Below are 14579 nucleotides of genomic sequence, written 5' to 3'. Positions count from 1 at the left end.
GCATGTAGTTCCAACCTTGGTCTTCACCCATGTTTTGTAGCCAAGCCGAAACCTGCATGTAGCCTGTACCAGAAGACGCTGGGTTTGGCATAGCAATATGGCCCTTGTAGATAGGCTTCGTTAGGTCATCCCAAGACTTAGGTGCCGGTAGGTTCAATTGCTTAGCCACTACTTCGTTAAAGCAAACTGCATTGAAGAATGCGTCATTGCCGTACCAAGCTTGAGTAGATTGCGGGTCGTTAAGGTTTACACGCAACGCTTCTACACCTTGAGGAGTGTAAGGCTTAAGAATGCCCTCTTCTTTAAGCAGTGCCATTGAAGAACCAGCAAGTCCCCAAACTACCTCTGCGCGAGGATTGTTTTTCTCAGCCAATAATTTTGCCGTCATGATCCCTGTTGAATCACGCACCCACTTGATGTTGATGTCTGGGTTTTCACTTTCAAATGCGTTCTTGTATTTCGCTAAAATGTCAGTTTCAAAAGCGGTGTAAACCGTCACTTCCTGTGCTGCATAAGCATTACCAGCTAGTAGAGTAACTAATGCTGCAAGTGATCCTTTCATAAAACGGTTTTTCATCATTTTCTCCAGTCAGGCCAACTCTAAAGTGAGAAGTTGCCAAAATTAAAAATTGCCAAAGTTAAAGTTGTTAAAGCTAGAAGCTCCATCTAGAGGCTTCTATATCCATAAATTCATTTAGGTTGTTAGAACACACCTTTATATTGGTATGTACCAGATTTCGAGTATTAAGCTAACTGGCTTTTATGACGATTAAATGAACAAAAAATGGCAATTTCAAGATCGGTAAATTTCTCAACACAAGTGACCAATCTTAATATGAAGCTTTTGTGAAAATAACGTTTGGACTATTTACGACCGTTTAAATTGGTTGTTAAAGTAACCGCAATCACTGGTATAGTCCAAAATTAAAATCACGAGAATTGAACATGAGAAACGAATATTTACTACTGACACCGGGTCCTCTATCTACTTCTGAAACCGTGCGCCAAGCGATGCTAAAAGATTGGTGTACTTGGGACGATGAATACAACAAAGACATTGTTGAAGTGATTCGTAGCAAGCTTGTGACTTTGGCAACTAAGCAGGCGGGATATACCAGCGTATTAATGCAAGGCAGCGGCACTGCTTCAGTTGAAGCAACAATCGGTAGCGTTATCTCTAACAGCGGTAAGCTTCTTGTGGTCGATAACGGAGCATATGGTGCTCGTATTGCTCAAATCGCAGAATATTTAAACATTCCATGCCATGTCGTTTCCCCAGGTGAAACATCACAGCCTGACTTGAACGAAATGGAAACGGCATTGGCCATGGATTCAGACATTACTCACGTTGCGATTGTCCACTGTGAAACCACCACTGGCATGCTGAATCCAATTGAAGAGATTGCCAAATTGGCAAAACAGCACAACAAAACCGTCATTCTAGATGCGATGTCGAGTTTTGGTGGCATCCCTATGGATATTGCTGACTTAGGTATCGATTACATGATCAGCTCGGCAAACAAATGCATTCAAGGTGTACCTGGATTCGGCTTTGTTATTGCGAAGCAATCGGAACTGGAAAAATGCAAAGGCCAAGCTCGTTCATTAAGCCTTGACCTGTTTGACCAATGGCACTGCATGGAAAGCAACAATGGTAAATGGCGCTTCACCTCTCCAACTCATACAGTGCGTGCTTTCTACCAAGCTCTACTTGAATTGGAGCAAGAAGGTGGCATCGAAGCTCGTCATAATCGCTACCAAACCAACCAAACCACATTGGTTGCAGGTATGCGCTCTCTTGGCTTTGAGCCACTGCTTAATGATGATCTTCATTCACCTATCATTACTTCTTTCTATTCTCCAACTCATAGCGATTACCAATTCAAGGAATTCTATGACCGTTTGAAAGAACAAGGTTTTGTGATTTACCCGGGTAAGGTTTCAAACGCAGACTGCTTCCGAATCGGTAACATCGGTGAAGTGTATCCGTCAGACATTGAAGCTCTCATTGGCGCAGTGAAAAACGCTATGTACTGGGACATCAAATAATGACAACGACCAATCAAGAGCCAGTTCTAAAGGCAACGTACTTTCGAAGCGAAGGCGATGTGAACACCACACCAGCACGCGAAAAATGGAACGAATCGCTAAACGATGATGCGACTCAAGCGATGTTAAAGCGCGACTCTGACGTGTTTCTTCATCAAGCCATGTCAACGCCTTGCCTAGACACACTTGAAGCAGCCGAAGGCATCTATATTCAAGATGCGACGGGCAAAAAGTACATGGACTTTCACGGTAACAATGTTCATCAACTTGGTTATGGCCACCCACACATTATTAATAAAGTGACTCAGCAAATGGCGTCGTTGCCATTTTCACCACGTCGCTTCACCAATGAAACTGCGGTTCAGTGTGCTGAGAAACTCACACAGATCTGCGGTGGTGATTTGAATCGTGTGTTGTTTGCTCCCGGTGGCACATCAGTGATCGGCATGGCGCTCAAACTAGCTCGCCATGTCACCAACAATTTCAAAGTAGTGTCATTGTGGGATTCATTCCATGGCGCGTCACTTGATGCGATTTCAGTGGGTGGCGAAGCGTGTTTCCGCGAAGGCATGGGGCCGTTAATGGCTGGCGTAGAACGTATTCCACCAGCGGTTTCCTATCGTGGTGCTTTCCCGCTCAATGACTCTTTTTCGCTTTGCGGGCAAAACTCCGGCGATGCGAACGAGACCGCACGTGATGTTCACTACGCCGATTACCTTGAGTATGTGATTGAAAAAGAAGGTGGCATTGGTGCCTTCATTGCAGAAGCGGTTCGTAACACAGACGTGCAAGTACCAAGCAAAGCTTACTGGAAGCGCATCCGTGAGATTTGTGATAAGCATAACGTCATGTTGATCATCGACGACATTCCAAACGGTATGGGTCGCAGTGGCGAATGGTTCACTCACCAAGCTTTTGATATCGAACCTGACATTCTTTGTATCGGTAAAGGTTTTGGCGGCGGCTTAGTTCCAATCGCAGCCATGATCACTAAAGACAAATACAACACGGCAGCGCAAGTATCTCTTGGTCACTACACCCACGAAAAAAGCCCAATTGGTTGCGCGGCAGCACTCGCCACCATGGAAGTGATTGAGCAAGAAAATTTACTTGAAAAAGTGCAAGAAGACAGCGCTTTTGTACGTGAACAACTGCTTCAAATGAAAGATAAGTACCCAGTCATTGGTGACGTTCGCGGCATCGGCCTGCTCTGGGGGGTGGAATTGGTCACCGACCATATCACCAAAACCCGAGCGTTCGATGAAGCAGAAGCCGTACTTTATCAATGTCTGAACGATGGCCTGAGCTTTAAGGTGTCACAAGGTAACGTGATTCAATTGAGCCCGCCATTGATCATCAGCCGCAGTGAACTAGAAGTCGCTCTGTCTATATTCGAAAATGCGATAGCAAAAGTCTGCAAAGATTTTGAATACCTTTAATTCATTATCTAAATCAACATTTAAACCAATAAGCTAAAACAATCATTCGTCCTTCCAATAACTTGAACTGGGAGTGACACAAAAATAGGACACTATTATGAACACGACATCACCTATCCAAGCGGTTATCTTTGACTGGGCAGGCACTATCGTTGATTTTGGATCATTTGCTCCAACCAGCATTTTCGTTGAAGCATTCAGACAAGGTTTCGACTTTGATATCGACTTAGCAGAAGCGCGTGAACCTATGGGTATCGGCAAATGGGACCACATCCAAGCGGTTGGTCGAATTCCAGCTGTCGACGCTCGTTGGAATGCTCAATTCGGACGCTCGATGACCAGTGAAGACGTTGATGCGATCTACTCGGCATTCATGCCTCTTCAGAAAGCAAAAGTAGCAGACCACGCAGCACCAATTTTAAACGCGATTGAAGTCGTGAATAACTTAAAAGAAAAGAACGTAAAAATCGGCTCTTGTTCTGGTTACCCACGAGAGGTGATGGACGTACTAATTCCAGCTGCAGCAGATTACGGTTATCTTCCTGACAACGTAGTTGCAACTGACGACTTACCGCAAGGCGGTCGCCCTGCTCCATTCATGGCACTTAAAAACGTCATTGACCTAGGTGTGACGAACGTCGCTGCGTGTGTGAAAGTGGATGACGCAGCACCGGGTATCGATGAAGGCCACAACGCAGGCATGTGGACAGTAGGCCTTGTACTATCAGGCAACGAAGCAGGCTTAACCTACCAAGAATATGTGGATGCCGACGAAGCGACACTTGCAGTTGCGCGAGAAAAAGCAAGCATTAAGCTAAACAAATCAAACCCGCACTACCTGATCGATACCATCGCCGACTTACCTAGAGTGATTGCAGATATCGAAAAGCGTTTGTTAGCCGGTGAGCGCCCGTAACAGCTAAAGCTCCGCTCCCCCCTACAACTCAGACTATGTAGCCAAATAATCCGTTCACACAAAAAGATGAAACCTCGTACCGCGTTAAAATGATACGAGGTTTCATTGTTTCCAACATTTAAGACAACAATTGATCAACAAAAAAGCTATAAATAGCGCCTTGAAAACTATGAATACCAACAATCCGATTGACTATCATACGCAATCAGACTAACAATATATTAGTAGTACTTTAAAAGCTCTACCTGAATCAACGCCTTGATTTACTTACGGTCGCAGTGTCTTAGCCAGTAAGTTATCGCTTTACAGGTCAGTTCAGATAACAATAAAAATTAATCCAAGGATAAGATTATGAAAAAACTTTCTAAAATCATGTGTGCTGTCGTCGCAGCTTCCGGCTTAGCGGCAGCTCCTTCTATTGCTGCAACCACTTATGTTGGTGCAAAAGTGGGCATGGGTTGGCTAGATAGTGCCTGTGTCGATGGCGTTAAATGCGAAGATGATTCTGTTGCGGGTGGCCTTTACGGTGGCTACAACTTTTCTGACAAGTTTGCTCTTGAACTGAGCGCAGACTACCTAGGAGACTACGATACAAGCTTTAATAGCACAGGAACTTTGAAGCAATATAGTGATTCAATCGTCGCTATCTCTCTGAGCCCTATGTATCGACTCGCTATCCAACAAAAATTTGATATCTTCTTCAAAGCCGGCCCAGCTTACATCATGCACGATGACGAAGATGACGTAGTATTGTCTCTTGGTATCGGTGCTGAAAAGCAATTCGCTGAAGACTGGGCACTGCGTGTTGAATATCAATACTTCGATGATTTCGATGATAAATTCGTGCAAGACTTAAACTCTAACCTTGTTACCGTTGGCCTTAGCTACAACTTTGGTACAGGTAACACAACGGCTTCAGCAGCAGCCGCTTCTGCAGCCGTTATAACACAGGCTCCTGCAGAGCCAATTGCCGAACCAGAAGTCATTGTTGTTGAAGAAGAAGTTGTGGTTACTAAAGCGAAAACTGAAAGCTTCTCTCAAGGTATGTTTGAGACAAACAGCACTGAATTATCTTCAGAAGGCAAATCTGCATTAATGCCATTAGTTGAAGTACTGCAAGCTCACCCTCAATCATCAGTTAATGTTGTTGGTCACACTGATTCAACAGGTGCGGCAGAGTACAACATGATGATCTCTAAGAAGCGTGCTGCTGCTGTAGCCGCATACATTGAAGAGCAAGGCATTGAAGCGGACCGCATTACAGCTTCAGGTGAAGGGGAAGAAAACCCTGTAGCATCAAACGCTACAGCTGAAGGTCGTGCGCAAAACCGTCGTGTTGACGCAACGATCCCAAGCTTCGAATACCAAGAAAAAGCGCAAATGGAAGAAGTTATCGTAGAAACTGCTGAATAATAGCACTCTACCTTAATTAAAATAATAAGGGCGGAGCACTTTCAAGTGCTCCGCCCTTTTCTTTATCAGGCTCTCCCCATATGCCATCAGCTATAAGTAGAAGCCGTAAAAATCAGTCTACTGCCAAGCTGTACAATCAGAGACTAGACTATTTCCCAGCTGTGGGTCATCTCTACACCAGCACCCAGCATTAAGCATACTGAACAGTATTTTTCTAATGAATCCGCACAGACCTTAGCAACCAACTCAGGATCAAGATTTTCACCCGACACTTCGAAGTGAATGTTAATCACAGTAAAGATTTTTGGCGCCGTTTCACGACGTGTGGTTTCAAGCTTTGCATTACAGCCCGTGATGTTTTGGCCTGCAGATTTCAAGCCATCAACCACATCAACAGAGCTACAACCGCCAGCAGCCATTAGCACCATTTCCATAGGGCTTGGCGCGGTAGCACCGCCACTGCCATCCATAACGACAGAGTGACCTGATTGAGATTGACCTAGGAATTTAAAGCCTTCGACCCATTTAACTTCTGCTTGCATGTTGTTCCTTAGATGTACGGAAACCGCCATCATTATCTATTATATCAATAATGGACACCCTACTACTGGCAGCATTTATGAGCAAGATTTTCTGTTTGAGATATTTTTTTTATGAATAGTGTAATTTTTTCCATCTAAACCCTGTCTCTATTCGTACATTCAAAATCGAATGAAAAGACGTCAAGATGAGGTATCTATGAATAAATTATCTAAAATATTGGTATCACTCGTGGTTGCGCTACCACTGATTTCGCTGTTTGTGAGCCAGACTGGCACTGCCAATACAATGGATAAAACGGCTAACTCAGGTAAGAGCGAAATAGCGACACTGGCTGGTGGTTGTTTTTGGTGTACAGAATCCGATCTGGAGAAGCTGACAGGAGTCTCGGATGTTGTCTCAGGATATTCTGGTGGCGAATTAGAGAATCCAACCTATAAACAAGTTTCATCAGGTAAGTCTGGTCACATCGAAGTGATCAACGTGACTTACAACCCTGATGTGGTTAGCTACGAACAGGTGCTTGACCAATTCTTCAGACACATCGACCCAACTGATGACAAAGGTTCATTCGTTGACAGAGGTCCACAATATCGACCTGCTGTTTTCTATCATAACCAGGATCAAAAAGACATCGCTCAGAACTTCATGATGGAAATAGACAAAGCTCAGATCTTTGGTGAGCCACTAAAAACAGAGCTGATTAAGTTTGAAAAATTCTGGCCAGCAGAAGAATACCATCAAGATTATTACAAGAAGAGTAAGGTTCGTTATAACTACTACCGCTACGCTTCTGGTCGTGATCAGTACCTAGATAAAATCTTCGGTGATGATAGAAAAGAAAATCCGAAAACGATCCGCCAAATCATCGATGACAAAAATGCGACAGCTAATGCTAAGACATACAGCAAGCCGTCTGATGCAGAGCTCAAAGCGTCTCTAACTTCACTGCAATACGATGTCACACAAGACGACGCAACAGAGCGCCCGTTTGACAACAAATACTGGGATAACAAGCAAGAAGGTATTTACGTTGATATCGTAACGGGTGAGCCTTTGTTCTCTTCAAAAGACAAATACAAATCAGGTACAGGTTGGCCAAGCTTTACACAGCCAATCAGCGAAGCTTATGTGGTAACAACTACTGACTACAAGCTACTTTACCCAAGAACAGAGGTTCGCAGTAAATTTGGTGACTCTCACCTAGGGCATGTATTTAAAGATGGTCCAAAGCCAACAGGTTTACGCTACTGCATGAATTCAGCCGCTATGCGCTTTATCCCAGCAGATAAATTGGCTGAGGAAGGCTACGAAGAATATGTAGAAATGTTCGAAGGCTAAAGCTTAAGTACTAAGAAATTAGTGCTACACCTATACCAACAAAGCCAGCATAACGCTGGCTTTGTTTTTCTAACACACTAACAAGAACTATAAATCCTAGCCTGTTAGCATTATTACCCCGTTAACATTATTAGCCCGTCAACACTGTATCTTCAGGGTATTTCAACAAGGAGGGTTCTGGACGAGCCAGCATGTACGCCAAAGTCAAAGGACCAATACGCCCGATGACCATAACGACAATCATGATGTATTTACCGGGCTCAGTGAGATTTGCAGTGAGTCCCGCTGTTAGACCGACGGTTGCAAAAGCAGAAATCACTTCAAACATCACGCGGTCAAACGCGGCTTGCTCAGTGAGCATTAACAAAAACATTGCGGTGGTTAACAGTGCTCCACTTACCACAATAATGGCCAATGACTTTGTTACAGCTTGCCAGGTCACAGTACGTTTAAACATCACTACATGCTTTTTCTGACGTAAGAATGTCCAAGTTGCTACAAAAGCGACCGCAAATGTCGAAACCTTAATACCACCACCAGTTGAAGTTGAACCAGCACCAATCAACATCAGTACTATCATCACCAACAATGCAGGCTGAGTGTACTGAGACAAATCCACACTATTAAAACCAGCAGTACGAGCACTCGCTGACTGGAAAAATGCCGCTAACCACTGACCTTGTGTCGATAACCCTCCCATGGTCGCGGAGTTATTCCTCTCCAACAACCAAAACATCACCGTACCAACCAACAACAGCGCTGGTGTCGCTGTTAACATAATCTTGGTATGTAAATGTAGGTGTCGAAAACCTTTACGCCAGTTACTCGATAAGTCGCCGACGACTGTAAAACCAAGTCCACCAAAAATAAACAAACCTGCTAATGTAAATATCACCAGTGGATCGTCAACAAAACTCATCATACTGTCTGAAAACAGCGCGAAGCCTGCATTATTGAATGCAGATATAGCGTGAAAGAGTGCATAAAAGCTTCCCGTTGCCCATCCCATTTCTGGAACCCAACGGAAACAGAGCAATACAAAACCGACAAACTCCGCCACCAACGCAAAGATAATGATCTTCTTAACTAATTTACGGAGATTAATCTTACGATCTTGTCCAAGTGCTTCTTTTGCCAATGCTTGTTGTTTAAGGCTTAATCGGACACCAAACATATAGAGCAGTACCGCAGACAGAGTCATCTGCCCTAACCCACCAACTTGCATCAAGAACATCAGTAAGATTTTACCTGCCAAGGTGAAATGCTGGCCAGTATCAACAACACCTAAACCTGTCACACTGATCGCTGACGTGGCAGTAAACAGTGAATCCGTAAAGCTTAGTCCTGTCACCGAGAACACAGGCAGCGTCAACAAGATTGCTGAGGGGATAAGAACACCTAAGAAGCTCGTAAGGATAATCTTAGGTTCAGAGCCTTTGCGTGGCTTCTTATCACTTTTAAGGGTGTAGAAAGCACCTTTTCGTTTTACCGAATTCATACTGTTACCTTACTTACCAATTACCAATTACCAATTGCGTAGCTTTCTAGATAAAGTCTCTTTCGGCCCAGCTATGATCACCACATCCCCAATTTCTAAACTCACATCCAGTTCTGGTGCTTTCGTTAAGTTCGGGCCTCGCTTAAAGCCAAGTACCTCAACACCATTTTCTTTACACAGCTTAAGGTCACCAAGTTTCTTACCCAACAAATTAGAACCAATAACGATTTCCGTCATCGCTAAGCCACTGCCAAGGTCGATAAACTCAAGAACGCGTCTATCCAACATTTTACGCGCGACACGAATACCCATATCTCGCTCCGGCATGATGATATAGTCAGCACCAATCTTAGAGAGGATCTTGCCGTGGAACTTATCATTCGCCTTAACCCAGACTGCCTTTGCACCTGACTCTTTAACGACCAAGGTCGTTAGAATACTGGAATTAACATCAGAGCCAATCGACACCATCACCATGTCGTATTCATCGAGCCTTAACTCTTTAACTGTCTCTTCGCTTGTACAGTTCGCAACAATCGCTTGAGAAACAAAAGCCGCCGCATCTTTCACTCGCTCTTCATCAATATCAACGGCGAGTACCTGTGAGCCTGAACTTTGTAGCTCTTTACAGACTGAGAGACCAAAACGTCCCAAGCCAATAACTGCATATTGTTTGTCACTCATTTATTACTCCACTTACAAAGCTATGTAGCATCGAAAACAAATAATGAAATTGTCTTCATACAAAAAAACGACTATATATCCATATAGAGATACAATTGTCAGCTAATCGCTTGATTTATAAAGGTAGAGAACAAAAGTGATTTCTGCTAATTTCTAACCCACTATTTCTGCGGCAGTACACACAATGAATGAATTCATAACCCAAGTACAAACCTACATTAACCAGAGCCATAGTGATTGGGCAAACAGCGTCCTATTCATCACTATTGCGAGCTTTCTCGCTTGGGTCGCTTGGCGAATTATCCATAATCGCTTAGAAATTCTGGTTCAGAAAACCCCATTCCACTGGGATGACCTACTGCTAGAGGCGCTAAAAACACCTGTCAGTACATTACTCTGGTGTTGGCCTGCAACTGTCTCTGTGGGGTTAATCCTTCAAGACCAGTTTGGTAATGAAATTAATTGGTTAAAAACACTTAAGCACATATTAATTATCTGTACCTTCGTTTGGTTTACCTTGCGAATGATCACCAACACTGAAGCGTACGTCTTAGAACAAAAAACCAGAGACGAAACCACAGTACAAGCTATCGCTAAAGTCGCTCGCTTGTTCTTTATGGTGATGGGCGGCCTGACCATCATGCAGGCATTTGGTCTGAGCCTATCTGGCTTACTCACCTTCGGTGGTGTGGGTGGCTTAATCGTCGGTTTGGCAGCAAAGGATCTACTGTCGAATTTCTTTGGCGGCATGATGATTTACTTCGACCGTCCTTTTAAAGTCGGTGATTGGATACGCTCACCAGACCGCCAAATCGAAGGTACAGTCGAACGCATTGGTTGGCGCATGACCATCATTCGCACTTTTGATAAGCGACCTTTATACGTGCCAAATTCGGTATTCAGTAACATTGTGGTGGAGAACCCATCAAGAATGTTGAACCGCAGAATCAATGAAACCTTCGGTCTTCGTTATCAAGATGCAGACAAGCTAGCTCTAATTGTTGATGAAGTTAGATCCATGCTCGAAACACACCCTGACATTGATGCAAAACAGACGCTGATCGTTAACTTTGATAAGTTTGGTCCATCAACCCTTAATTTCTTTATCTACACCTTCACCAAAACGGTTAACTGGGTGAGATACCACGAAGTTAAGCAAGATGTCCTGCTGCAAGTGTTGGCGATTATTCATAAGCACAATGCTGATATCGCCTTCCCAACACAAACGCTCAAGATCGATCCTCAAGATTTTGGCGAAGCTCAAGGTATGGTCATTTCCAACTCAGAAGGTCATTAAGAAGCACATCTATATTGCTTATCGTTTATAGCTTGTCGTCAAGTCGATGGGTTATCGATAAGTAAACTGGTTATCGATAAATAAACAGAGTGAAGCGTGGTAACATGGCGCCAGTATTCAAATACACCTAATTACCACTCTATGATTTTACCTGTGATCCTAGCTGGCGGCTCCGGAAGTCGCCTCTGGCCTCTGTCTCGCGAACTTTACCCTAAGCAATTTCTCAATATTGCTGGCGAACAGTCAATGCTTCAGCAAACGCTTCAACGCTTGCAAGGTCTTGAGGACTATCTAACGGATAGCAAGTGCGCAGCTCCATTCATTATCTGTAATGAAGAACACCGCTTTATTGCCGCTGAACAAGTTCGCGCCACTAAAATCCAACACAGTGGAATCCTTTTAGAGCCTGTCGGTAGAAATACAGCCCCAGCTATTGCGCTTGCTGCCCTACAGGCTCTAAGCAAATCAGTGGATAAAAAATCGAACGAATCTGACCCTATCTTATTAGTGTTGGCGGCCGATCATCACATCGCTAAAACCTCTGAATTTCAACAAACAATTAGCCGTGGTGTTGGTTACGCAAAACAAGGCAAACTGGTGACATTCGGTATAACCCCGAATGCTCCAGAGACTGGTTATGGCTATATCAAACAAGGCCAACCACTTCCCTCTAGCCTGCAAATAGAAACCAACACTACAGTGCAATCAGTCCATCATGCCTACACCATTGAATGCTTCATAGAAAAGCCTGATAAAGCAACTGCAGAAGAATACATACGTTCAGAGCAATACTTGTGGAACAGCGGCATGTTCATGTTTAAGGCATCCCGCTACCTTGAAGAACTCTCTAAACACCACCCAGAAATATTAGCGGCTTGTCAGTTAGCTCTTTCAAAGCAAAATACCGACCTCGACTTTATCCGTATCGAGGCAGAAGCATTCAAAAATAGCCCAAGTGACTCTATCGATTATGCCGTGATGGAGAAGACCTCACACGCCGCAGTGATCCCGATGGACGTTGGTTGGAATGATATTGGTTCGTGGTCTGCTATCTGGGATGTAAGCGACAAAGATGAGCACAATAACGTCATTGAAGGTGATGTATTAACCGTCGATTCTCAACACAACTACATTCATGCGGAAAATAAGCTGGTCGCGACTGTAGGTGTCGACAATTTGATCATTGTCGAAACTAAAGATGCAATATTGGTTGCGAACAAAGACAAAGTTCAAAGTGTTAAGTCGATTGTTAGCCAACTGAATCAGGCTGGTCGAACGGAACATGTCCATCATCGCGAGGTCTTTAGGCCTTGGGGTAAATACGACGTGATCGATCTAGGCAAACGAGACAAAGTGAAGCGCATTACAGTCAACGCTGGCCATAGGCTTTCGTTGCAAATGCATCACCATAGAGCAGAACATTGGGTAGTCGTGGCTGGCACTGCGAAAGTAACCAACGATGAGAAAACGTATCTAATCGAAGAAGATCAATCCACTTACATTCCACTAGGCCATATCCACAGCCTTGAGAACCCTGGAGACTCACCTCTCGAAATGATCGAAGTACAAACCGGTAGTCACTTAAGTGAAGACGATATCATTCGATATCAAGACAGCTATGGGCGAGAGGTTCGAAACCAACAAGCTTCTTCGTCTCAGAACAACAAATCGAAATAAAGCGGCGACAATCAAGTGAAACCAACATTAGACCTTAGCTGCTTTAAGAACAACGATATTCGCGGCATCATTGGTGACCAAATCAATGGGTACTTTACCTACCTGCTCGGCAAAGCATTTGGAGAATACGCCCTATCCACGACACCTGAAGCCTCATTCGATGGATTGGCTCAAGTGGTGATTGGTCGTGATAACCGAGAAACGTCCCTTTCATTACAAGAAGCCATGACCAAAGGCTTAATCGAGTCTGGAATAACCGTCGTTGATCTTGGAATGACAGGGACTGAAGAAGTCTACTTTGCAACTCGCCACCTTGGCGCCATTGGCGGAATCCAAATTACGGCAAGCCATAACCCAATTAATTACAACGGAATGAAATTGGTCGGCTTGGACGCTAGCCCGATAAGTAAAAACAGTGGGTTAGATGAAATCAAACGACGCATTGCAGAGCTTAATCAAGAGCTGAACTGCAATTTACCGTTCGTTCATGCACAACCAAGTAACTCTAGTAGATCGACCAGTATTCTCGCCCCTTATGTAGACCACCTACTCTCTTATATATCTCCTTCTGAGCTTTCACCTATGAAAATTGTGGTGAACGCAGGGAACGGTGTCGCAGGGCGTATTATTGATGATTTAGAAGCTCGCTTTGCCACGCTCGATATTCCGATCACCTTCATCAAGGTTCACCATACTCCTGACGGAACATTCCCTAATGGCATTCCGAACCCATTGATTAAAGAAAACCAAACAGCCACCAGAGACGCCGTTTTACAAAGCTCGGCCGATCTTGGTATTGCTTGGGATGGAGACTTCGATCGCTGCTTTTTCTTTGACGAGACAGGCAATTACATTGAAGGTTATTACATTGTCGGGTTGCTTGCTGAAGCATTCTTATTAAAAGAGCCGAACGCCACTGTATTACACGATATGCGCATGACATGGAACACGATTGAAATCGCTTACAAACGTGGTGGAAAAGCGATTGGGATTAAAGCGGGACACGCACTTATCAAAGAGAAGATGCGTGAAACGAATGCGGTCTACGGTGGTGAGATGAGCGCACACCATTATTTTCGTGATTTTGGATATTGCGACTCAGGAATGATTCCTTGGCTACTGGTTATTGAACTAATGTCGAAAACCCAACAGTCTCTTTACCAACTGACGAACGCAAGTATGGATAGATTCCCCTCATCCGGAGAGATCAATCGCAGAGTATCCAACCCAGAGGAAGTCATGGCTTGTGTGTTATTGCACTACCGAGATAATGCCGTTGAGATCGATCACACAGACGGGATCAGCATGAATATGGACACATGGCGCTTCAACTTAAGAAAGTCTAATACCGAGCCATTAATACGCCTTAATGTAGAAACCAGACAAAATAGAGCTTTGCTATCACTTAAAGTCGACGAGCTACTGTCTTTTCTTATTTAAGAGTCCAAGGCGCTTTCCGTTTAAAACTAAAATCCACAAAAAAGCCCTTACTAGCGATTGCTAATAAGGGCTTTGAATTTTCAGCAGCTTAATCGCCGACTGTAATATGCAATAATCAGTCTATTTGTTACGACGTGCTTCAACAGCATCTGCTAGTTGGCGAAGTACTGTTTCAGTATCTTCCCAACCGATACATGCGTCAGTAACAGATTGGCCGTATGTCGCCGCTTTACCGTCAACTAAATCTTGGCGACCTTCAACAAGATGAGATTCAATCATCACAGC

At 44.0% G+C, this 14579-nt stretch carries 12 protein-coding genes and 1 pseudogene; 8 read left to right on the top strand and 5 right to left on the bottom strand.

The window, feature by feature from the left end; translation table 11 throughout:
* Positions 1–580 (bottom strand): extracellular solute-binding protein (locus AB4496_RS12280; protein WP_372131051.1); only part of this gene is annotated, 580 nt, incomplete at its 3' end.
* A gap of 365 nt (positions 581–945) precedes the next feature.
* Between AB4496_RS12280 and phnW the strand changes: the two genes are divergently transcribed.
* From phnW to AB4496_RS12260, 4 genes are all read left to right on the top strand, one after another.
* A complete protein-coding gene (gene phnW, locus AB4496_RS12275; RefSeq protein ID WP_009845633.1) occupies positions 946–2049 on the top strand; it encodes a 2-aminoethylphosphonate--pyruvate transaminase in 1104 nt (367 codons plus the stop codon).
* Positions 2049–3488 (top strand): aspartate aminotransferase family protein, encoded by a 1440-nt coding sequence (locus AB4496_RS12270; protein ID WP_009845634.1) that lies wholly within the window; start codon positions 2049–2051, stop codon positions 3486–3488. The genes phnW and AB4496_RS12270 overlap by 1 nt, the downstream gene beginning before the upstream one ends.
* A 97-nt stretch (positions 3489–3585) precedes the next feature.
* A complete protein-coding gene (gene phnX, locus AB4496_RS12265; RefSeq protein WP_009845635.1) occupies positions 3586–4404 on the top strand; it encodes a phosphonoacetaldehyde hydrolase in 819 nt (272 codons plus the stop codon).
* 351 nt (positions 4405–4755) lie between these two features.
* The gene (locus AB4496_RS12260) at positions 4756–5817 is read left to right on the top strand and encodes an OmpA family protein (protein ID WP_009845636.1); all 1062 of its coding nucleotides are present in this window, start codon (positions 4756–4758) and stop codon (positions 5815–5817) included.
* Positions 5818–5960: 143 nt separating this feature from the next.
* On the opposite strand, the gene AB4496_RS12255 is transcribed toward AB4496_RS12260, so the two are convergent.
* Complete coding sequence (locus AB4496_RS12255; protein ID WP_009845637.1) at positions 5961–6359, bottom strand: OsmC family protein; 399 nt, start codon at positions 6357–6359, stop codon at positions 5961–5963.
* 196 nt (positions 6360–6555) lie between these two features.
* On the opposite strand from AB4496_RS12255, the gene msrB reads away from it, so the two are divergent.
* A complete protein-coding gene (gene msrB, locus AB4496_RS12250; protein ID WP_009845638.1) occupies positions 6556–7698 on the top strand; it encodes a peptide-methionine (R)-S-oxide reductase MsrB in 1143 nt (380 codons plus the stop codon).
* A 130-nt stretch (positions 7699–7828) separates the two neighbouring features.
* Here the strand turns inward: msrB and AB4496_RS12245 are convergent, their stop codons facing one another.
* Together AB4496_RS12245 and AB4496_RS12240 are read right to left on the bottom strand one after the other, a co-directional pair.
* Positions 7829–9196, bottom strand: coding sequence for a TrkH family potassium uptake protein (locus AB4496_RS12245; RefSeq protein WP_009845639.1), 1368 nt, complete (start codon positions 9194–9196; stop codon positions 7829–7831).
* Positions 9197–9223: 27 nt separating this feature from the next.
* Positions 9224–9880: a TrkA family potassium uptake protein gene (locus tag AB4496_RS12240; RefSeq protein WP_009845640.1), complete on the bottom strand. Its 657-nt coding sequence runs from the start codon at positions 9878–9880 to the stop codon at positions 9224–9226.
* A 184-nt stretch (positions 9881–10064) separates the two neighbouring features.
* Between AB4496_RS12240 and AB4496_RS12235 the strand changes: the two genes are divergently transcribed.
* The 3 genes from AB4496_RS12235 to AB4496_RS12225 all read left to right on the top strand — a co-directional run bounded on the left by AB4496_RS12235 (position 10065) and on the right by AB4496_RS12225 (position 14294).
* Positions 10065–11177 (top strand): mechanosensitive ion channel family protein, encoded by a 1113-nt coding sequence (locus AB4496_RS12235; protein ID WP_009845641.1) that lies wholly within the window; start codon positions 10065–10067, stop codon positions 11175–11177.
* Between the two features lie 141 nt (positions 11178–11318).
* The gene (locus AB4496_RS12230; RefSeq protein ID WP_009845642.1) at positions 11319–12854 is read left to right on the top strand and encodes a mannose-1-phosphate guanylyltransferase/mannose-6-phosphate isomerase; all 1536 of its coding nucleotides are present in this window, start codon (positions 11319–11321) and stop codon (positions 12852–12854) included.
* 15 nt (positions 12855–12869) lie between these two features.
* Positions 12870–14294 (top strand): phosphomannomutase/phosphoglucomutase, encoded by a 1425-nt coding sequence (locus AB4496_RS12225; RefSeq protein ID WP_009845643.1) that lies wholly within the window; start codon positions 12870–12872, stop codon positions 14292–14294.
* Positions 14295–14414: 120 nt separating this feature from the next.
* On the opposite strand, the pseudogene AB4496_RS12220 reads toward AB4496_RS12225, so the two are convergent.
* Positions 14415–14579, bottom strand: a pseudogene (locus AB4496_RS12220) (3-deoxy-7-phosphoheptulonate synthase); the annotation flags it as partial.

This window comes from Vibrio sp. 10N.222.46.A1, assembly GCF_041473595.1.
GTDB classification, from domain to species: domain Bacteria; phylum Pseudomonadota; class Gammaproteobacteria; order Enterobacterales; family Vibrionaceae; genus Vibrio; species Vibrio tasmaniensis_A.
This window is presented reverse-complemented; position numbering and strand designations above follow the sequence as displayed.

Coding starts and splice junctions, on each gene's coding strand:
- AB4496_RS12270 (WP_009845634.1), top strand. CDS start 2,049: ATGACAACGACCAATCAAGAGCCAGTTCTAAAGGCAACGTACTTTCGA.
- AB4496_RS12235 (WP_009845641.1), top strand. CDS start 10,065: ATGAATGAATTCATAACCCAAGTACAAACCTACATTAACCAGAGCCAT.
- msrB (WP_009845638.1), top strand. CDS start 6,556: ATGAATAAATTATCTAAAATATTGGTATCACTCGTGGTTGCGCTACCA.
- AB4496_RS12255 (WP_009845637.1), bottom strand. CDS start 6,359: ATGCAAGCAGAAGTTAAATGGGTCGAAGGCTTTAAATTCCTAGGTCAA.
- phnW (WP_009845633.1), top strand. CDS start 946: ATGAGAAACGAATATTTACTACTGACACCGGGTCCTCTATCTACTTCT.
- phnX (WP_009845635.1), top strand. CDS start 3,586: ATGAACACGACATCACCTATCCAAGCGGTTATCTTTGACTGGGCAGGC.
- AB4496_RS12230 (WP_009845642.1), top strand. CDS start 11,319: ATGATTTTACCTGTGATCCTAGCTGGCGGCTCCGGAAGTCGCCTCTGG.
- AB4496_RS12240 (WP_009845640.1), bottom strand. CDS start 9,880: ATGAGTGACAAACAATATGCAGTTATTGGCTTGGGACGTTTTGGTCTC.
- AB4496_RS12245 (WP_009845639.1), bottom strand. CDS start 9,196: ATGAATTCGGTAAAACGAAAAGGTGCTTTCTACACCCTTAAAAGTGAT.
- AB4496_RS12260 (WP_009845636.1), top strand. CDS start 4,756: ATGAAAAAACTTTCTAAAATCATGTGTGCTGTCGTCGCAGCTTCCGGC.